Annotated in this window: 14 protein-coding genes; 8 read left to right on the plus strand and 6 right to left on the minus strand. The window is 65.4% G+C overall.

The window, feature by feature from the left end; all coding sequences use genetic code 11:
- The first annotated feature begins 260 nt into the window (after positions 1-260).
- Positions 261-1586 (plus strand): HlyC/CorC family transporter, encoded by a 1326-nt coding sequence (locus HY699_04855; protein MBI4515130.1) that lies wholly within the window; start codon positions 261-263, stop codon positions 1584-1586.
- A 4-nt stretch (positions 1587-1590) separates the two neighbouring features.
- Here the strand turns inward: HY699_04855 and HY699_04860 are convergent, their stop codons facing one another.
- From HY699_04860 to HY699_04870, 3 genes are all read right to left on the minus strand, one after another.
- Positions 1591-3084 (minus strand): sensor domain-containing diguanylate cyclase, encoded by a 1494-nt coding sequence (locus HY699_04860; GenBank protein MBI4515131.1) that lies wholly within the window; start codon positions 3082-3084, stop codon positions 1591-1593.
- A gap of 62 nt (positions 3085-3146) precedes the next feature.
- Positions 3147-4358 carry a CoA transferase gene (locus HY699_04865; GenBank protein ID MBI4515132.1) on the minus strand — a complete coding sequence of 404 codons (1212 nt, stop codon included), beginning with the start codon at positions 4356-4358 and terminating at the stop codon, positions 3147-3149.
- 2 nt (positions 4359-4360) lie between these two features.
- Positions 4361-4846, minus strand: coding sequence for an SRPBCC family protein (locus tag HY699_04870; protein ID MBI4515133.1), 486 nt, complete (start codon positions 4844-4846; stop codon positions 4361-4363).
- Positions 4847-5032: 186 nt separating this feature from the next.
- Here HY699_04870 and HY699_04875 point away from each other — a divergent pair, with 186 nt between their 5' ends.
- Both HY699_04875 and HY699_04880 read left to right on the plus strand, forming a co-directional pair.
- A complete protein-coding gene (locus tag HY699_04875) occupies positions 5033-5902 on the plus strand; it encodes a sensor histidine kinase (GenBank protein ID MBI4515134.1) in 870 nt (289 codons plus the stop codon).
- 33 nt (positions 5903-5935) lie between these two features.
- Complete coding sequence (locus HY699_04880) at positions 5936-6637, plus strand: response regulator transcription factor (protein ID MBI4515135.1); 702 nt, start codon at positions 5936-5938, stop codon at positions 6635-6637.
- 67 nt (positions 6638-6704) lie between these two features.
- Here the strand turns inward: HY699_04880 and HY699_04885 are convergent, their stop codons facing one another.
- Positions 6705-9602: a CHAT domain-containing protein gene (locus HY699_04885; GenBank protein ID MBI4515136.1), complete on the minus strand. Its 2898-nt coding sequence runs from the start codon at positions 9600-9602 to the stop codon at positions 6705-6707.
- 1221 nt (positions 9603-10823) lie between these two features.
- On the opposite strand from HY699_04885, the gene HY699_04890 reads away from it, so the two are divergent.
- Positions 10824-11666, plus strand: coding sequence for a hypothetical protein (locus HY699_04890; GenBank protein MBI4515137.1), 843 nt, complete (start codon positions 10824-10826; stop codon positions 11664-11666).
- A 204-nt stretch (positions 11667-11870) separates the two neighbouring features.
- On the plus strand, positions 11871-12839 hold the full coding sequence (locus HY699_04895) for a transposase (GenBank protein ID MBI4515138.1): 969 nt from the start codon (positions 11871-11873) through the stop codon (positions 12837-12839).
- A gap of 323 nt (positions 12840-13162) precedes the next feature.
- On the opposite strand, the gene HY699_04900 is transcribed toward HY699_04895, so the two are convergent.
- Positions 13163-14416: a beta-ketoacyl-[acyl-carrier-protein] synthase family protein gene (locus HY699_04900; protein ID MBI4515139.1), complete on the minus strand. Its 1254-nt coding sequence runs from the start codon at positions 14414-14416 to the stop codon at positions 13163-13165.
- Positions 14417-14482: 66 nt separating this feature from the next.
- The gene (locus HY699_04905) at positions 14483-14779 is read right to left on the minus strand and encodes an acyl carrier protein (protein ID MBI4515140.1); all 297 of its coding nucleotides are present in this window, start codon (positions 14777-14779) and stop codon (positions 14483-14485) included.
- Positions 14780-15009: 230 nt separating this feature from the next.
- On the opposite strand from HY699_04905, the gene HY699_04910 reads away from it, so the two are divergent.
- The 3 genes from HY699_04910 to clpB all read left to right on the plus strand — a co-directional run bounded on the left by HY699_04910 (position 15010) and on the right by clpB (position 20545).
- Positions 15010-15621 carry a GNAT family N-acetyltransferase gene (locus tag HY699_04910; protein MBI4515141.1) on the plus strand — a complete coding sequence of 204 codons (612 nt, stop codon included), beginning with the start codon at positions 15010-15012 and terminating at the stop codon, positions 15619-15621.
- A gap of 72 nt (positions 15622-15693) precedes the next feature.
- Positions 15694-17790 carry a GAF domain-containing protein gene (locus HY699_04915; protein ID MBI4515142.1) on the plus strand — a complete coding sequence of 699 codons (2097 nt, stop codon included), beginning with the start codon at positions 15694-15696 and terminating at the stop codon, positions 17788-17790.
- A 145-nt stretch (positions 17791-17935) separates the two neighbouring features.
- The gene (gene clpB / locus HY699_04920; protein ID MBI4515143.1) at positions 17936-20545 is read left to right on the plus strand and encodes an ATP-dependent chaperone ClpB; all 2610 of its coding nucleotides are present in this window, start codon (positions 17936-17938) and stop codon (positions 20543-20545) included.
- Positions 20546-20816: the final 271 nt, after the last annotated feature.

Below are 20816 nucleotides of genomic sequence, written 5' to 3' on the forward strand. Positions count from 1 at the left end.
CTGAACTACTATGGCCGAAAGTCTTGGCGTGGCGCGCAGATTTCCCTCCGTCATTCCCGCGAAGGCGGGAATCCATCCGGAGCCCCACCGCCCCTGGATGCCCGCCCCACGCCTTCGCGGGGGCAGGCTCTAAGGATTGCGGGCATGACGGAATACCCTGTCGAGCTTTGGGCTGCGGGCCAAGCCCGCGCTGAGAATGGCAACGACGGGCTAGACCCCGGCGCGGGCGCCCAGCTATGCTGTCGCCAGGGAGACGAGGTATGAACCTCAGCATGATTTGGATCGAACTGCTGGTGATTCTGGCGCTGATCATCGCCAACGGGTTCTTCTCGGCGTCCGAGATTGCGCTGGTGGCAGTGCGGCGCAGCCGCATCCCGCAGCTGATCGAAGCCGGCCGCCGCGGCGCGACGACCCTGGCTGCGCTCAAGGAGAACCCGCCGCAGTTTCTGGCGGCGGTGCAAATCGGGGTTACGGTGGTCGGGGCGATGGCGTCGGTGATCGCCGGTGCCGCCACCGTCGCCTTCGTCGAGCCGCCGCTACACGCAGTCGCCCCGATCTGGCTCGATCCCTGGGTTGGGGTCATCGCCTTGGGTGGCACGGTGGTGGTGATCTCCTACGTCACCTTGGTGCTGGGAGAGCTGGTGCCGAAGTCACTGGCGTTGAGCCGTCCCGAGCAGCTCGCCTGCTTTGCCGCACCGGTGGTCAGCGCATTTGCCCGCCTGTGCGGCCCGGTGGTGCGTCTGCTCACCGGCTCGACCTCGGCGGTCTTGCTGTTGTTCGGCCGCGCCCGGGTGGCGGACCCGTTCGTTTCCGAAGACGAGGTCAAGCACCTGGTTCACGAGGGCACCGAGGCGGGGATCTTCGACGAAGCGGAGCGCAAGCTCATCCACAGCATCTTCGAGTTTACCGACACCTCGGTGCGGGAGGTGATGACGCCGCGGGCCGAGATGCACGCCGTCAACGCCGACGTCCCGCTCGCGGCGCTGGCCAAGGATCTGATTCAGACCGGGTTCTCGCGCGTCCCCGTCTACCGCGGCGACCTCGATCACATTGCGGGGGTGGTGCATATCAAGGATGTCTTTCGCGCCCTTGAACATACGCCGCCGCCGGCGCTGTCCGAAGTCGTGCACCCCGCCTACTTCGTGCCCGACTCGATGCAGATCAGCGACCTCATGCGCGAGCTGCAGTCGCGCCGCGTCCACCTGGCGATCGTGCTCAACGAGTTCGGCACCGTCGTGGGCCTGGTGACGATCGAGGACTTGTTGGAAGAAATCGTTGGCGAGATTCGCGACGAGTTCGACGCCGACGAAGAACTCGACGTGCAGGAGTTACCCGACAGCTCACTGCTGGCGCGCGGCTCGGTGCCGCTGGGCGACTTGCACGACAAGTACGGCCTGCCGGTGGCGGAAACCACCGACTACCGCACCTTGGCCGGGTTCGTGCTGGCCCGCTTGAAGCGCTTGGCCAAAGGCGGCGAGGCGATCCATCATGAAGGCTACAAGATGACCGTGGTGGCGCTCGACGGCCGGCGCATCAGCAAGGTGCGGATCGAACGGCCGGGCCCCCGCGTCCCGCCCGCGAGCTAGCGACTCAGCTAACGCCGGGCGCCACGGCGATGGCGTTCTTGGTCGTGCGCTTGACCCCGTACATGGCGGCGTCGGCGGCGCGGAACAGGCCGTCGCCGTTGGCGGCGTGCTGCGGGAAGGTGGCCACGCCGATGCTGGCCGTCACCATCGAGATGTCGATGCCGTTGCCGTCCAAAGTGCTGGAGGCTTCGATCGCCTCGCGGATGGCCCGGGCAATGATGAGCGCGGCCGCCGTCTCGGTGTCGGGGAGCAGCACGACGAACTCGTCGCCGCCGAAGCGGGCGGCAATGTCGCCTGGGCGGATCAGGTGGCCGATCATGCGTCCGATGGACGCGATGGTGCGGCTGCCGACCAGGTGCCCATGGCTGTCGACCACGGTCTTGAAGTTATCCAGGTCGAGCACCAGCAGCGACAGCGGCTGGCCGTTCGCCTGTGCCTGTGCCACCGCCTGCGGCAGCACGCGGTTGAAGTGGCGGGTATTGGCTAGCCCGGTGAGATCATCGGTAATCGAGGCCAGCTGCGCTTGCCGGTATAGCGACGCGTTTTCAATGGCGATGGCGGCGTGATCGGCCAACGTTTGCACCAGCCGTTGCTCTTCCTCGGTGAAGGCGGAGCCGTCGACCTTGTTGACGACCTCGATGACGCCCAACAGCGTATCCTTTGAAACGACCGGCAGGCACAGCAGACTGCGGGTCTTGAGCTGGGCCTTGCGCTCAACCCCGCGAAAATGGCGCGGGTCGCGGCTGACGTCGGGCACGCACGCGGGCTGGCGGTGCTGCGCCACCCAACCGGCGATGCCCTGATCGGCGCGAATGCGCAGGCCGTCGATTACGCCCGCCTGCAACGTGCGCGAGGCGGTGAACACCAGCTCGCGGCCGGACTGGTCGCGCATCAGCAGCGAGCAGGCCTCGCTCGGTACCGCCGCGCTCACCTGTGCCAGCACGCGGCGCGTGACCCCGGGGTCTCCGGCTAACATCTCGGCGCTGACCGTGGCCGCCAGCTCGGCGGCAATCGCTTCCAGCAACTGCTGGTCGTTGTCGGTGAAGGTGCCGCCGTCGGTGCGGTTGAGCACCTCGATAACGCCGACCACGTTGCGGCCCTGGGCGATCGGAACGGCGAGCACGGAGCGGGTGGAGAACTGCGCCGCCTGGTCGATGAGCCGGTAGAAGCGCGGGTCCTGCTCGGCCCGGTCGACTCGGGCACTGCGCCCCGAGTGCGCCACCCAGCTGGCGATGCCCTGATCGGCCGGGACGTGCATGCCGACGATGGTGTTTTCGCGCAGTGTTTCGGTGGCCGCGAATACCAGCTCGTTGCGCTCGCCATCGTAGAGCAGCAGCGACAGCGCCTCGGCATTTGTGACCAGCTTGATGCGATTGAGAATGATGCGCAGGATCTCGGCCAGGTCGAGCGTCGAGGTCAGCGCCTTGATCAACTCGTTGAGCGCCGACAGTTCGGCGAGCTGCCGCTGTAACTGCGGTGCGGCTGACTCGGTGGACATTGCTGCTGGGCTTAGCGCAGGCGGCGGGAAAGTTCAAAGCCCGATGCTGCTGCACCCTCGCCTCAGATGACTCCGGCTTCCTTCAATTTCGCCACCTCATCCCAGCTGTAGCCGAGCATCCCGGTGAGGACCTCCTCGGTGTGCTGGCCAAGCTCGGGGGCGGGCAGGCGCACACTGCCCGGGGTCGCGCTCAGCCGAATCGGAATGCCGACGACCTGCGTGGTCCCGAAGGCTGGGTGGTCGAAGTCATGGACGTAGTCGTTGGCGAGCACTTGCGGATCACCGGGCAGGTCATCGACACTGTTGACGACGGTGAAGATGAAGTCCCCACCCCGGGCGAGCACCTCGAGCCAGTGGTCGCGCGGCGCGGTGGCGAAGATCTCGTCGAGGAGGGCGATGCACTCGGCGGCGTGCGCGGTGCGGGCGCGCATGTCGCAGAAGCGCAGGTCCTCGGCCAGCTCCGGCCGGCCGAGCACACGGCAGAGGTCGGCCCAGTAGCGGTCGGGTTGCAGCATCCCCAGCGCCAGCCACTGGCCGTCACGGCAGCGGTAGTGATTCCACAACGGGTTATTGGTGTAGGCGCGGGCTTGGCGCGGAATCGCAAAGCCCATCATCAAGCGCGCCGCCACGCTCAGGCCTTGCAGCCAAGTCATACTGCCCAAGTGTGAGGCATCAACGTCCTGGCCGACACCGTAGCGATCGCGCGCAATCACCGCGGCCAGCACGCCGTAGGCGAGCATAATCGCGCCCATCTGATCGGCGATGCCGCCGGCAATCGCTACCGGCGGCATGTCGGGTTCACCGGCGGCGAGCATGATGCCCGAGCGCGCCTGCGCCATGTAATCGAACGACGGCGCGCCGCTTTCAGGCCCCTCGGGACCGTAACCCGAGGCGCTGGCGTAGATCAGCTTGGGGTTGTGTTGGCGCAGCGTAGCGGCGTCTAAACCCAGCCGGGCGGCAACACCTTGGCGGAAATTCTGCATGAAGACATCCGCGCGCGCCGCCAGCTGGCAGACGATGTCGCGGCCGGCGGCTGTCTTAACGTCGATGGCGATGCTCTTCTTGTTGCGATTATTGGCCTCGAAGTAGAAGTTGGGCCGCCCCTCCATGGCGATGCCGCTGATCCGTGTCAGCCCGCGGCCGGGATCACCAGCCACCCGCTCCTCGATCTTGATTACCTCGGCTCCCAGATCACCTAGCATCACCGAGGCCACCGGGCCTTGCTGCCAGATGGTCCAATCGATCACACGGATTCCTTCAAGCGGCATGGGCATGACTACGATCTCACCTTGGACTTGGCGCGCGGCTTGGCGGCCGCGCGGCTGCGCCTTTCTGCTTCGGCCTTGAATTCCAGCACCGACTGCTGCACCGCGGAGCGTTCCAGCAGGCGGCGGATCGGGCCGGGCACCCAGAAGCCGGTGACCACCGCCTGGCGGCAGGTGGCCTGCGTGGTCCTAGCCGTGAGCTTCTCGAACTCGTACGAGCCCTCGATCGATTGGATGTCGCCCTCGACCGAATGCCAGGTCAGGCGGTGCGGCTCATTGTATTCGTACTCCAGCACGTAGCGCAGCGTCTTGAGCTTCATGTTGATGTGAAACTCGACCAGACGCGCCAGACCATCCGGGTAGCGTTCGAGCACGTGGATCTCCTCGATCGCCGGCGACCAGGCCGGATAGGCATCGAAGTCGGTGATCGCAGCGAAGCAGTCGCGCACCGGCGCTGCCACCTCGGCAGAAAACTCCTGAGCCCCTGCAAGCGACATGGGCGCAGACTAGTCCGGATCGGAGCGGATTTGCAACGATCGGCAAGCGCGCCACGGCACCGGGCAGAGCGGCCGCTCAGTAGGCTGGCTGAGGCGAAGTCACTTTGTTAGGCCGCGGCCAGGGTGCTTGACTCCTCGGCTCGGCGCGCTCACATTCGCCGGGTGCGATCCCCGCGGCTGATGTTCTTGGCTTCGCTATTTCTGCTGATCCCGGCGGTGGCGTTGATCGTCGTCGGTGTGCTGGTGCTGGTGTTCAGTCGCGCGGTGGTAGACGTCACCTTCGGAGTGCTGATCCTGTGTTCGTGCGCCGTGCTGCTGGGTGGGGCGGTGTGGCTGGTGGTGTCGCTCAAACGAACCTCGGACCTGTCGCAGCTGCAGCTCGACTTTCTCTCCAAAGTGTCGCACGAGTTCAAGACCCCGCTGACCAGCATCCGCATGTTCGTCGATACCCTGGCGGAAAGGCGCTTGACCTCGGAAGCGCAAACGGCGCGCTGCTTGACCCTGCTGCGGCAAGAGACCGAGCGCTTGAGCGCGCTCATCGATCGGCTGCTGGACTTCGGCCGCATGCAGGCCGGCAAGATGGTTTACCATCGCGAACCCGAGTCGGTGGCGGCGGTGGTGGAGGCGGCGCTGCGGGCTTTCGAGCCGCTGCGCGAGCAAGAGCAAGTGGCGGTGGAGATCGACGTGCAGCCGGATCTGCCGCCGGTGCTTGCCGACCGTGAGGCGGTGAGTGGTGCGCTGCTCAATTTGCTGCACAACGCCTGCAAGTACAGCGGCGAGGTCAAGCGCATTCGGGTCGAGTGCCGGCGAGAAAACGGCCGCGTCGCGCTGTCGGTACTCGACAACGGCCCGGGGGTTCCGCGGCGCGAGCGCCGGCGCATCTTCGAGGTCTTTTACCGCATGGACGACCGCCTCAGCCGGCGCGTCGGCGGCAGCGGCCTCGGCCTGGCGATCGTGCGTCACGTCGCCCAAGCCCACGGCGGCCGTGTGCGGGTGACCAGTCGCGCCGGAGGCGGCGCGGCGTTCTCCATTCTCTTGCCCGTCCTCAGCGGTTGACTCGCCCCCCCGCTGCCACACTTAGGCGCAACCATGCCCAATGAACGCATACTGCTGATCGAAGATGATCCGGCGATCGTCGCCGGGCTGGAAATGAACTTGTCGCTGGAAGGCTACGAAGTGGTCTCGGCTCGTGACGGTGACAGCGGGCTCAAACGGGTGGAGGACGGCAAGCCGGACCTGATTCTACTCGACATCATGCTGCCCAAGCGCAACGGCCTCGAAGTGTTGCGCCGCATCCGTGCGCACAATGCCGAGATTCCCGTACTGATCATCAGCGCCCGCGGCGACGAAAGCGATAAGGTGCTCGGCCTGGAGTTGGGTGCCGATGACTACATCAGCAAGCCGTTCAGCGTCAGCGAGCTGCGCGCACGCATCAACGCCCGCTTGCGCCGCAAGCGGGTGGGAGCGGCCGGGCGCCAGCTCGAAGGCTTCGGCGAGGTGCGGGTCGATTGCGAGCGCTATCGCGTCACCCGCGCCGGCAAGGAAGTGCCGATGACCGCGCGCGAGTTCGCGGTGCTGGCCTATTTCCTGCGCAACCCGGATCGAGTGATCACGCGCGACATGTTGTTGCACGCGGTGTGGAAGCTGGAGTTCTCGACCCTACGGACGGTGGACAACTTCATCGCCCGCTTGCGTGCCAAACTCGAACCCGATCCCGACAATCCGCGCTACCTGCTCACAGTCCGTGGCGTGGGCTATCGCTTCGAGCCCGAGGGCGGTGGCGCGGGTTGAGGAAGCGGGCACCGAGGGGCCGGCACCGCCCAGATTGCGGGGCGAGTGCTCGGCGGCGCCGGCGCGGCTATGCTCGCTTCTCCGCCAGCTGCAACCACGCGGGGCCGTAGAGCATGTAGCTGGCCCAGGCCCAGGCGCCCTTGCCGCCGGCACGGCGCGTGGCGCGGCGAGCCGCCAGCAGGGCATCGCCGAGCCCGGTGCCTGCGGCCACCGCCTGATAGAAAGCAAGTGCGAAGCTGACCGCTTCCAGGTCAGGGATACTCCAAAACGTGCCCACGTAAGCCCGCACCCCGGCCTGCAGCAGCGCTTCGGCGAAGCCGTAGGATTGGCGCAGGCCGACGATGCCGACTTGGCAGGCGTTGGCGAAGATCAACAGCGGCGGGCGCTCATAGCCGCGCACTTCACGCGCGGTGAGCATGCCGTCGGCTTCGCCCGGCAAGACCAGGCCGCTGCGCTCGGGCCGCTCCAGGTCGTACTCGCCGTGTCCGGCGTAGTGCAGAATATCGACGGCGCCCGCTTGCATCAGCGCGCTGACACGGCCTTCGCTACACTCAGCTCGGCCGATGAACGTGTGCACCTCGAAGCGGGCGTCGCGGCGCAGCAGGCGAGCGAGCTGCTGAGCCTCGCGGGCGGCGGCAGGGAGGTTGTCCGTGGGGTTGCCGACGATCGCCACCCGTAGGCGCCGCGGGCGCGACCCCGGCAGCAGATAGGTGTTGGCCGGGCGGTGGTCGGCGGCTATCGCCAAGCGCCGCGCTACCGCCATACGCAGAGCGATCGGCTGCTGGCCGGCCGGCAGCAATTCCCACGGCACCGAGGCCGCGGCCGGCTCCAAGTTCAGCGTCGCCTGGGTGAAGCCGTCGCGGTCGTACAGCGGCTTTGCCAGCTGGCGCGGGAAGACGGCTTCCAAGCGCTTGCCGAAGCGCTGCAGCGCCGCCACCTTGGGCGCGTCCGGGCCGCGGGATTCCATGGCGTCCTTGAGTTGCTGCACTTCTCTTCCCAGGGTTTGCGGGTTGACCGCGGTCTGTTTCGTGGGGATGGCGGCGGCGCCCATCAAGAAATAGCGCAGACCGCCGGGTGCCGCCTCGATCCAGTAGCTCAGCTCGTTGTAACCCCGGCCCGGCGCCTGCTGCGGCGGCGGGGCCAGCTGCGGCAGTTCCTTGTGCTCGATCTCGACGCCGCGCGCAGCCCAGTAGGGAACGGCCTCGGCCACCAGGCGGTAGAGCTCGCGGTAGCGGCGAGGGTTGGCCTCACATAGAGTCATAGCGCGAAACAGTCCATCGGTGTCGACGGCGTCCAGTCCGATGAGAAATCCTTCGAGCAGGAATTGCAGCGAGTGCTCCAGTCTCAACGAGGTGCCGGCGCCGATCGGCACGGTGGCGAAGTCGGTGACGTGCACCTGGTGCAGCGCCCGGGCGAGGTTTTCGCCGACCTGGCGCAGCACTGCCGCGTTGAAGTAGCGGGCCTCGCCCAGACCGGCGAGCACGGCCAGCTCGGCGGGAATGGCGGCACCGGGCACCGGCAGGAACAGCAGTTCGCCCGCGCCGCCGTGAATCGCGCCCTGGTGGAAGAGCTGGGTGACGTAACCGTCGACCTTGGCGTCGAGGGCGGCCAGCGAGCTTTGCGGCCTGACGCCGGGGAATACGCCCAGTACCAGCGCGTAGCTCGGGGCCTCGGTAACCGAGCCGCAAGCGGTCTTGATCAACAGCCGGCGTGCCCGCCGAGCGACGGCCGGCGGCGGCGGCGCTGCGCGCTCGGGTGTTCGGGCCGGGGCCTGACGTAGGAATGGCTGTAGCACCGCCGCCGTCGCCCGTTGCAGCGCGGCTCGTTGCGCCGCGGTGGTGGCGCGTGTGAGCTCTTGGCGCAGGCGGCGGGCGGCCTCGATCTGCGCGGCGGGCGACGGCGCCGGCGGCGGTGCGGCGCGCCCGCGCCGAGCGGCGATGAACGCGGGGACCGCCGGCAGCGCTGGCGCCGTGTACGGCCGCGTAACCGCGCGCGCACGGCTCAAGGGCAGTGCCGGCGGCAACGCCACCGCACGACCTTCGAGCGCGGCGCAAGTAGCCTCGATCACCTCGGGCTCACTCGGAAGTGAGCCGTGTTCAGTGGCGGTGAAGTAGGTGCGTTCGACTCCATCGAGCAGGCACAAGTCCAGCGGGACAGTGCCGTCGCCGGCCTCGGAGGAACGGAACTCGAAGCGTCCGGGGCGGCGTAGTCTGATTTCAGTGACGGTGTCCTGCCCGTAGCCGGCGATCAGGGTGTAGCGCGCCCGCGTGCTGGCGTCATCGGCAAGCTGCTCCTGGAACTTGCGCGCGCGCACCAAAGCGGCTGCGGCTGGGGCGGCATTGCCCCAGGTGTTGCCGGCGAAGAAATCAATCGCGGCCTTGGCCTGGTTGGGCAGCATTTGCAACAGCCCGGGAAATGAACGGAACACGGCAGTCAGCGTCGCGGCGGAGTTAGCAAGGTCGAGGCGGGCGACCCACTGGAACAGCCCCTCTTCACCGGTGAGGACCAGCACGGGCTTGAAGCTGCCGAAATTGGGCGTGCCGAGCATGATCAAGCGGCTGACGCGGGCGGCGGCCGCGGGGTGTGCCTGGAACATGCGCCGGCTGACCAGACCGCCCATGCTGTGGGCTACCAGCGACACCGGCCGTTCAGGCGGCAGCGCCTCGATGGTATTGGCGAGCACGGCGGCGGACTCGCGAATGTCGCGGCGCCAGTCGAAGCAGTGCGCCCGTGCGTCGAAGCCGCGCTCGTGCAGCGCTTCGATGAGATCGCCGTAATAGCTGTCGAAGATCCCGCTGGCGCTGATGTGCACCCGCGGGTTGGCATCGCTGCGGCCGTCGGCGGTGAGTTGGAGCTGGGCCAGTTGGCCGGCGACCAGGCCGAGCGGATCGAGCCAGATCAGACCGTAGCCGCTGCGCTGCGTATCGCTCAGCTCGCTGCCGAGGATTCCCGGAAGCACCAGCACAATCGGCTGCTTGCTTCCGCGGGTGCTAGCGCTAGCGGTGCTGCGGACAGCGGACCTCTGCGCACGAGCCATGGCCACCTCCAAGCAAGGTAGTATCGCCGGCTGAGCTACCGCACATTGTTGGAGGTTGCAAACATCGCCAGTGAGACTCGCAGGGTCACTCGCCCACGCCGCGACCTTTCTCCCGTATACCCACCACTCGTGGCGAAGACTAAGCTGTCGCGAAGAAGAAGCTTGACGGCTTGATCGGCACCGCGCTACCAGCCGGCGCGCGCGTGTTGCTGTACCGCACGCTGAGTAGTCGCCGTGGTTGCTACGGGGGAAGCATGGGTGTGGCGCGAGAAACAACACCAAATTGGCCAGGGCATAGACCAATCGTGCCCCTTTCCAGCCGCCTTCCACACCCCGGCGCCATCCGCGCCATCCAGGGGCGGCGATCAGTAAGATGGTCGTGCCACGCAAAGACTTTCGCAGATAGCTCGGGACGTGCTCGAAGCATGAGCACGGTCCTTTCGACGAGCTTGGGCCGTTTTCAGGCAAGTCTGCGACAAATTCGTCACATTGTGACGCCGAATGTCACGCCTACTCTTTGGAGCGAGTCGTGTGGTCCATTGACGAGGAGATGCGCCGAGTCGGTCAAAGGTGCGCAGAGGGCGCCGATCTCCGTGACTTCGCAGGCGCGTACGCAAAAGAGGCGGGCCGCCGTGGTCCTCGGCAGCCCCTGGGCGGTTCGGATGACCGCGCTCGGCGTGGTTGGCGGCCTCGGCGGCCACGTCCACCGCCTCGCTGATCCGTTCCACCGCCTTGGCCGGCACGACCACGCCCGCCACCTCGGCCAAGTTGCGACGGAGCGCATCGAAGGGCTCCTGGGCCCGCATTCGAGCCATCAACCGGCGCATCCCGCTGAAGGAGGTGTCGACCACGTCGAGGTCCTCGTCCTTCGGGATGACCCCGCGCCGTCTGGGGGTGCACACTGCGCGCAGTGATAGTAGGCGCGTCGGACCTGCTAGCGCACCCGCCACCGGCCGGGGTTTCCGGAAAACACCGGCCAGAAGTTTCGGAACCCACAGCTGTCGGTGAACAAGGCGCTGAACGGCTGCGGGTGATCGCGCGCACGCAAGACGGGAGGAGGGAATGCTAGTGTCAGAGTAAGCGGCAGGTGAAAGCAGGAAAGAAGCGGACGCCCTACAAAACCATGACAACAGGGAAGGAGAAGAAAAGATGACTCGAAATCGCGTAACAATGACAATCGCGGCGGCTTGCACGCTGGTGTGCTTGCCGGCGGCCAGCCATGCCCTCATCACTTGTCGCAACACAACCACCGGCGATCTCGTGGCCCGCTCGACGTGCCTGGCCGGCGAGGTGGCGGCGAACGCCAAGTCCATCAGGCTCTTGCCGCGGATCTTCGCCGGCGCGCTGCATAGCCTGCAGCCAATACCCGACGCTGCCCCAAATAACTGGCCAAGTGGCACCGTGGCGACCTTGAACGTCCCCATTGCCGGCACCTTCCATATCACCGGCAAGGCCGACGTCGGCGAGTGGAGCGGCACAGCCACCCCGGTGCGATGCGTCCTTAAGGCTGGAGGTGACTACGACGAGGCGAACGCCGGGCTGCTCAACAGCGATGAGATGCTCAGCTTCGACTTCGTGCACACGTTCGCGGCAGCCGGCCCGGTCTCGCTGCTGTGTACCGACTGGGGTGTGGGGCCGGCGCAGATTTGGTTGGTGAGAATCGCGGCGCAGGAGGTGCAGGGCAGCTCCTCCATGTTGTCCGCGCCCCCAGACCTGATTCCGATCAACATGGACAATTTGGGCTACTGCACAAACGACACAAATTACTTCTACGTGAAGAACCAAGGCCCCAGCTGGGCGCCGGCTTCGACCGCTCGCATCGGCCGCTGCAACGTGGATGTAGCCGTGCCGGCTTTGAGCCCCGGTGCAGTCCTCTTCTTTCCGGTACCAGCCGGTTGCGACCGGCAAGACGAGATCACGGTTGACTTCTACAATGCTGCGGCCGAGAGCGACGAGGGCAACAACAGCTCCGCTTGCTACATTATGAGGTGACCGAACGGCGGGCAAGAACCGCCAGCTCGCAGCAGAACGGGCCCGGCGCGGATTTGCCGTCCGCGCCGGGCTCACGAGGAATCACCGCGCAGCTACGAGGGCGACGCTGCAGTTACGGCCCGGAGCCTCTTTCGCAGCACTAGTAGCCACGCCACGGGGTCAGGTCTTGATAGCGATAGAGGTGGATGCTAGGAATGCCATCGGATGGCTCGGCCGCTACGCATCACCTTTCCCGGGGCCTGTTACCACGTAACGGCGCGGGGCAATGAGCGCAAGCCGATCTTTCGCGATGACCGGGATCGGGCGCGCTTTCTGGAGATTCTTGCCGACAGCATCCGCCGCTTTGGCCTGGTGCTGCACGCCTACGTGCTGATGCGCAATCACTACCACCTGCTGCTGGAAACCCCCGAGGCGAACTTGGCGCGCGCCATGCGCCAGCTCAACGGCGTGTATACCCAGGACTTCAATCGGCGCCACCGCCGGGTCGGGCACGTCTTGCAAGGGCGCTACAAGGCTATTGTGATTGAGAAGGATAGTTATCTGCTGGAGCTGAGCCGCTATATCCACCTCAATCCGGTGCGGGTTGGGGAAGTAGCGGCGGCGGCGCGCTTTGCGTGGAGCAGCACCGCGGCCTATGTCGGACGCAGGCGCGCACCGCAGTGGCTGCGGATTGATGAGGTGCTGAGCCATTTCGGCCGGCGGCGGCGCACGGCTCAACGCGCCTACGCCCGCTTTGTCGCAGAGGGAGTTGGGGCGCAGGAGCCACGGCCGTGGGAAGAGGTGGTCGGGCAGACGCTGCTGGGGGCCGAGCGGTGGATGGAGCGGATGCGGCGGCGGGTCGAGGCGGGAGAGAATGACCTCGAGGTGCCGGCGAGGCGGCAGCTGCGAAGGCGGCCGCCGCTGTCGGTGGTGTTCACGCAGGTGAGCCGGCGAGCAGGGGTACGGCGGGAGAACCTCGAGCGGCCAACGCCCGGGCGAGTGAACTTGGCGCGGTTAGCGGCAGTGCAGGTGGCGTGGGAGCTCTGCGGCGCGACGCAAGGCGAGATCGGGGCAGCCTGTGGGGTGACGCCCTTTGCCGTGAGCAAGATGCTTCGGCGAGCCGGAGCGTTGAAGGCGACGGATCGGAAGTTCCGGAAGCTGATCGACTCCACCTCTATCGCACTCCAGACGTGACCCTATCGCACTGTTACTGACCCTATCGCACTGTTATCGCACTGACCCTATCGTACTCTTACCGGTCTTCACGTCCCAAATTACAGTTGTGCCCGAGAAAGCTGAGAGGCGCTCACTCACTATCAGGTGTAAACGCCAGGTTCCGAACGCGGTCTGGTGGTCCGCGCAATGCGCACGCGTCGCGCGCGGGCGCGTTGCGCGGACGAAGGTTGGCCCTCTGGGAGTCATCCGTTCAAGCCCCTACGAGCTATCGCCGCAGGACTCCCGCCAACCACCGGAACGGAACGGATGGCCTTCAGTCCTCGCTAATCCGTTAAATTCGCTCAATCCGTTGTAAGCGCCGGCCCTGGCTCGCCCAGCACCAGGTAAGCGTTGACGCCGCCATAGCCGTAGCTGGTGACCAGAGAGGTGCGAATGCGAGCGGGTCTCGGGCTACCCGGAACGTAATCGAGGTCGCACTCGGGAGCGGGTGTATGCAGGTTGTGGGTCGGCGGAATCAGCTGGTGCCGGATTGCCAAGGCCGCCGCGGCGGATTGGAAAGCTCCCGCAGCCCCGAACGGATGCCCCAGCACTCCCTTTATTGAGCTTACCGGCAGGCGTGCCGCCCACTCGCCGAAGGCGCGCTTGATGACTAGCGTCTCCTTGCGATCGAATGCCGGCGAGGAGTTGGCGTGGGCACATACGTAGTCGATGTCCGCAGCAGTGAGGTGGCTGCGACTGATGGCCCGGTGCATCGCCCGTGCGCCGGTCTCGCCGGACGGGTCCGAGCAATATAGCCCGTTGGCATCGCATGACGACGCCGAGCCGAGGATCTCGGCGTACGCGCGCGCGTTGCGGCGGGCCACGCGCTCTGCCGCTTCGAGCACGAACAGGCAGCTGCCCTCGCTGAGCACCATGCCACAGTGGGCCCGGTCAAATGGCCGGGAGGCTTGGGCCGGGTCACCGTCGAACGTCGATAATTCCAATGTGCGGCCCATGCCGGCCATAACCATTGGGATCAGCGGGCTCTCCGTGCCACCGGCAATACACATGTCCAAATCGCCGCTCGCAACCAGCGCGGCGCCATGGGCGATGGCGTGCAGGCTGGCCGGACAACCACTCGAGAACGTGAGCTGGCAGCCGCGGGCCCCGATCGCGCCCGCGACCTCGACACCAGACGAGTAGTTCGGGGTGGCGTTGGCCACGAACGGGTTGACCCGGCGTGCGCCGCGCTCCATGAGAATAGAGTGCTGCTGCTCTGCTTCGCGCCAGCCGCCCAAGGCGGTGCCGAGGCAAACGCCGACTAGCTCCGGATCGTAGAATGCGGCCGGTAGCCGTGCGTCGCGCAGCGCCAACTCGGCTGCACCGAGGGCGAGTTGGGTGACGTGGGTGGTGGTGCGCAGCTTGCGGGGATCGAGGAGGTCTTCGTAGCTAAGGTCGCGAACCTCGCCGCCAACTTGGCAGGGATACGAGGTTGGATCGAAACGGGTGATGCGGCCAATACCTGAGCGACCCTCAACGAGCGATTGCCAGAACGCATCCAGCCCGTTGCCGGTTGGCCCGATCAGCCCGATCCCAGTAATGAGAACCCGTTGCACCTTCCGTCCACCCCGTCAGTTCAGCCGTCCTGCCGAGTTAAGCGTCGCTAGAGGCCAGCCTGGCGGTCAACCGGGCTGCTGCTCATGCCCGCCATTGCCATTTATGATGCGGCCGTGCACGTAATCTGCAATCGCTCCGAACCCGTTCAGTTCCAAGATGAGAATCGGATCGATTTCAATCTGGTACTCCTCCTCGATCGCGACCTGTAGCTCCGTGAAGGCGACCGATTCCATTTGGATTTCGTTGTCCACCGAGGCGGTCTCGGTGATCTGCTCCAAGGGAACCCCCGCAATCTCGTGCATTAGAATCGCGAGTCGCTTGCGAACGGCTTGGCGTGTCGGCGTTGCCTGTTCTAATTCCATCGTCCACCAGATTCTACGCCATCGCCACGCCCGGGACTTCCAAGGAATTGAACCAAAACATGTCGCACACTCTGGGCTCTCCAGCTTGACTCCGGCGCCAAGATTTGGCGAAGATACGAACTTGGCGGCGGAAATGTCAAGCGCAAACGCAAATCACCTGACGTGTAGCGGGATTTCTCGGAGGAAATCGAGGCCTGCTGCAGGTGCGGCTGGTGACGAGGCGGTGACGCGTGGGTGACGACGCGGCTTTTCGGTTACTGGCGGGACTCACCTTCAAGGTTGCCGAGGGACCGGAGATTGCGCGCGCGCTGGAGCTGCGGCGGCAGATATACGAGAGCGAGCTCGGGCATCACGGAATTGACGCTTTCGACGAGCGAGCCCATCAGTTGGTTGCGGTCGATTCCACGGATGAGATCGTTGCCGCGGCGCGGATACTTGCGCCTGACCAGCGCCCGTTTGAAATCGAGCGGTTTGTGGATCTATCTCGCTTCATTCCAACGGGTCGCTCACCCGCTCAGGTTGGTGGATTTTGGATCCGACCTGAGGATCGCCGCGTGCGCGGCAAGGGGTTCCTACCGCTGGGAATGCTCAAGCTAGCCTACGCGTTCGCCCGAAAAAACGGCATTACGGACTTGGTCATGCGCACACACATCCAGCAACTGCGTGGATTTTACACGCGCGCCTTGTTCCGACCTCTGGACCATATGTCATTTGTACACCCTGACTGGGGCCGGGTGTACGTCATGCACCTAGATTTGACGGACCTTGAAGCGTGCCACTCGCACTCACGTGAGGCAATTGCTCGCTTCTTGGCGGCCGATGTCCCGAACATCCGGGTTTGACCCGGGGCAATGACGTATCACTCGATCATACCTTTGCTTGCGGCGGTGGCGTGCCTCGCACTTGGCGTCGGAGTGAACCGAAGAGGCCCGCGCACGCCGATCAGCCAGGTCTTCACCTTCCTCGCGTGCATGCTCGTCCTGTGGAATCTGAACTTCTTCGTCTCATACGCCGTGGCCGATCGCGAGGTCGCGATGAGCCTCACACGGGTGCTTCACATCGGAGGTATCTTCGTGCCCCCGGCGATCTTGCATGTCGTCTTCGTGCTTCGCGACCATCGCCCTCGCTGGTGGCGCAACGCCCTGCTGATAGATTATGCGTTCTCGTTCGCTCTGTTAATTCCAAATGCACTGGACCTGTTCATCTCCGACCTGAGGCAGTTTGCCTGGGGCTACCACTCGGTCGGTACACGGCTCTACGACGCGTATACGGTCGTAGTCATAGGGAACTTCCTCGCTGCAATTGCCGCGCTGGTGCATGACTACCGGGTAACCACCGAGCCTCGCTTGCGTCTGCAGCTGGAGTTCTGGTTGCTCGGGGCAACGGTTGCCTTGCCCTTAGGTCTGACGAACTTGCTGCCCGTTTATGGTGTGCCGTTCTATCCACTCGGCAATCTCGGTAGTGCGGCATGGGCGAGCATCGTGGCGTACGCAATTGTTCGGCATCGGCTGATGGATATTGATGTTGTCGTCACCAAGGGCGCGGCTTACGCGGCTGTGGCGCTCCTCCTGATCGGCCCGGCATTTACCTTAATGCTCTGGATCGAGCGGTTGTCCTTCGGTCGCATCCACCCGGACTTCTCTTTTGCGCTCCTCGTTATGTTCGTCGCCGTCGGCGTCTTGTTCCCGACCTTGCGCGTGCGGGCACAGTCGCGGATTGAACGTTCTTTGTTTCGCGAGAAGCACGAGCACCGCGCCACACTCTCGGCGTTTGCCCGCACCATCGTCCGCATCCTCGACCGTGACAAGCTGCTGCGCGAGTTGGCCGACACGCTCACCGTCACCCTCCAACTCGAGCGCCTCGCCGTCTACCTGCCCGACGGGGAAGACCGCAGTTACACCGTGTCGCACGCGAAGGGAGGCTCCGCCCCCGAGGACGTCTTCGCCGACAATGACCCGTTCGTCGTGGCTATCCAGCGCCGCGACGAGCCGGTACTGCGTTACGAAATCGAGGCCAGCGATGACCCGGCAGAACACGCCGCCGCCGAGATCTGCCGGCGCAACAGTTGGGAGGTGTGTATCCCGCTGGCGGCCAGCGGCCGGCTGCTGGGTTTTATCTGCCTCGGGCGCAAGCGTAACCTCGACGCCTTCTCAGTCGAAGATCTGCACCTGCTCGACACTCTGGCGGCCGAAGCCGCTATCGCGTTGGAAAACGCTCGGCTCTACGGCGAGCTGAAGAAGTCGCGCGACATCATCGAACGCACCGGGCGCTTGTCCGCCATGGGCACACTCGCCGCAGGGATCGCGCACGAGATTCGCAACCCGCTCGTCTCCGTCCAAACCTTCTTCCAACTGGCGCCGCAGCGGATTCACGACCAGGAGTTCTTCACCGGCTTTCTCAACCTCACCGCGGCGGAGGTGCAGCGCATCAGCGACCTCATCACCGAATTGCTCAGCTTCGCCAAATCACCCGCCCATAAGATCCAGGGCGTCGATCTCAACGACCTCATCGAACGTACCACCAAGCTGCTCGAACCCGAGGCGCGCAAGCAGCGGATCAAGCTCGTGCGCATGCTGGCGCTCGACCTGCCCGCCATCCGCGCCGATAGCGATCAGGTGAAACAGATCGTGATCAACCTGGTGCTCAACGCCATCCAAGCCACAACCCCGAGCGGCAGCGTTACCGTCTTCACCCGCCGTTCGGCGCACCAGGGTAAGCCGTTTTGTCAGATCGAAGTGCGAGACACCGGCATCGGCATCCCGCAGCGGATGATCGAGGACATCTTCAACCCCTTCTTCACCACCAAAGAGAAGGGCACCGGCCTGGGGTTGTCCATCGCTCACCAACTCGCCACTGAGCACGGCGGCTTCATCACCGTGGCGAGCGAAGAAGGCCGCGGCAGCTCGTTCTACATCAACCTCCCCGAAGGCAACCAGGCGGTATTTACGGCTGAAGAAGCCGAGATCGAGGCCGACTTGCCCCTACGATACGGCCGCATGGCTAAACTGTAGTGCGCGCGCGCCGGCGGTAGTGGCCGGGGCCGCATGCTGCGAGAGCCCGAGTTCGGCTCTGGCCCGCGATTGATTGCATCGGCGCCATTCGTGGTTAGCTTTGGCCGCAATCCGTGGCGCCAAGCCCGGAGCAGACGGAGCAAGGATGAATATCAGTCGGTTCACCGAGAAGTCGCAGGACGCCTTGCGCCAGGCGCAGGACAGCGCGGCCCGGCGCAGCCATCAGGGCATCGATGTCGAGCACCTGCTGCTGGCGCTGCTGGAGCAGGCCGATGGGCTCGCGCTACCCTTGCTGCAAGGTGCCGGCGGAAATATCGCGCAGCTGAAAGAGCGCCTCGGAAAAGAACTGGACCGCGTTCCCAGCGTCACCGGCGCCAGCGGCGCGCCGGAACAGATCTACGTCACCCCGCGCCTCAATCGCCTGCTCTCCCAGGCCGAAGACGAGGCCGCTAAACTCAAGGACGAGTTCGTCAGCGTCGAGCATCTGCTGCTGGTGATGGCCGATGACCGCGGCGGCGGCGGCAAGCTGCTGCGCGAGCAGGGTCTGACACGCGAGCAGCTGATGGCCGCGCTGAAGAAGGTGCGCGGCGCCCAGCGGGTCACCAGCCCCAACCCCGAAACCACCTACCAAGCCCTCGAACGCTATGGCCGTGACCTCACCAAGCTGGCGGCGCAAGGCAAGCTCGATCCGGTCATCGGCCGCGACGACGAGATTCGCCGCGTTATCCAAGTGCTGTCGCGACGCACGAAGAACAACCCGGTTCTCATCGGTGAGCCCGGCGTCGGCAAGACCGCTATCGTCGAAGGCCTGGCCCAGCGCATCGTGCGCAAGGACGTTCCTGAAGGCCTGAAGGACAAGCGCGTCATCACGCTCGACATGGGCGCGGTGATCGCCGGCGCCAAGTTTCGCGGCGAGTTCGAGGAGCGCCTCAAAGCCGTGCTCAAAGAAGTGCAAGAATCGGCCGGCGAGATCATTCTCTTCATCGACGAGCTGCACACGGGGGTCGGCGCCGGCGCGGCCGAGGGCGCCATGGACGCCAGCAACCTGCTCAAGCCCATGCTCGCCCGCGGCGAGTTGCACTGCATCGGCGCTACCACGCTCGATGAGTATCGCAAACACGTCGAGAAGGACGCCGCGCTCGAACGCCGCTTTCAGCCGGTGCTGGTGGATCAACCCAGCGTCGAGGACACCATCTCCATCCTGCGCGGGCTGCGCGAGCGCTACGAGGTACATCATAAGGTCCGCATCAAAGACGCGGCCCTAGTCAGTGCGGCCGTGCTCTCCCACCGCTACATCAGCGATCGCTTTCTCCCCGACAAGGCCATCGACCTTGTCGATGAAGCCGCCGCCAAGCTGCGCACCGAGATCGATTCCATGCCCGCCGAACTCGACGAGGTCACCCGCCGGGTGATGCAACTCGAGATCGAGCGCGAGGCCCTCAAGAAGGAAACCGACGCCGCCTCGCGCGAGCGCTTGCAGCGCTTGGAGCGGGAACTCGCCGATCAGAAAGAAGTCGAGCGGCGGCTGCGGGCGCAGTGGGAGCAGGAAAAAGGTGCCATCGGCGGCGTTACGGAACTGCAGCAGAAGCTGGAGCAAGCCCGGCTCGAATTGGCCAAAGCCAAGCGCGAATACAACTGGTCGCGCGCCGCCGAACTGGAGCGCGGCGTTGTCCCCGATCTCGAAAGGCGCATCGCCGCCGCCGAAACTCCGGTGGCCATCACCCGCCTGATCAAAGACCACGTCGACGTTGACGATATCGCCGAGGTCGTGGCCCGCTGGACCGGCATTCCCGTCAGCCGCCTGATGGAAGGCGAGACCCAGAAGCTCTTGCGCTTGGAGGAGCATCTGCACAAGCGCGTGGTCGGCCAGGACGAGGCCGTCACCGCCGTCGCCGATGCCGTCATCCGCGCCCGCTCCGGCCTCAAAGATCCCAATCGGCCGATCGGCTCGTTCATCTTCCTCGGCCCCACCGGCGTCGGCAAGACCGAGCTCGGCCGCGCCCTGGCCGAGTTCCTCTTCGACGACGAAGCGGCGATGATCCGCATCGACATGTCCGAGTATATGGAGAAGCACACCGTGGCGCGGCTGATCGGCGCCCCGCCGGGCTACGTCGGCTTCGAAGCGGGCGGCCAACTCACCGAGGCGGTGCGCCGCCGCCCGTACTCGGTGCTGCTGTTCGACGAGATCGAAAAAGCCCATCACGATGTTTTCAACATCCTGCTGCAAATCCTCGACGACGGCCGGCTCACCGACGGCCACGGCCGCACCGTCGACTTCAAGAACACGGTCGTGATCATGACCTCGAACATCGGCGGCCAGTTGATTGTCGGCTACCGCGGCGGCGACGATGCCGATGCCTACGAAAGCATGAAGGCCGACGTGCTCGAGGCCTTGCGCCAAAACTTCCGCCCGGAGTTTCTCAACCGGGTAGATGAGGTTGTCGTCTTCCACTCGCTCACCCGCGCGCAGCTCGAACTGATCGTCGATATCCTGTTGGTGCGGCTGCGCGCCCGGCTGAGCGAGCGCAAGATCGAGCTCGAGCTCACCGCCGCGGCGCGCGCGTACTTCGCGCGCGTGGGCTACGACCCGTCGTACGGCGCCCGGCCGCTCAAGCGCTTGCTCCAGCGCGAGCTGGAAACGACCCTGGGGCGAATGATCATCGCCGGCGAGGTGCGCGACAGCAGTCGCGTGATCGTCGATTGCGCCGGCGACCGGCTACACTTTGAGAGCCAGCCGCTGGCCGAGGCGGCCTGAGATCACGAACAAGGGCGTCGCACCGACGCCCTGTTCACCTGCCGCTTTACGTACCGGGCCGATCCCCGGCCCCTTTCGGCCTACGCCGAACGTCCGACAGCCGTCTTCTGTGCCCCGCGGGCCAGCCCCACGGGTGCGCGACAAATTTGTGGGTAACGTGGTTCGGTGTTATGGCCGTCATTCCCGCGAAAGCGGGAATCCAGTTTGGCGTTTGGCGCTATGGACAAGCAGTTCTGCGTTTACATCCTGGCCAGCAAACGGAACGGCACGC

The sequence above is a fragment of the Deltaproteobacteria bacterium genome (assembly GCA_016210005.1).
In the GTDB taxonomy this organism is placed as follows: Bacteria; Desulfobacterota; Binatia; order HRBIN30; family JACQVA1; genus JACQVA1.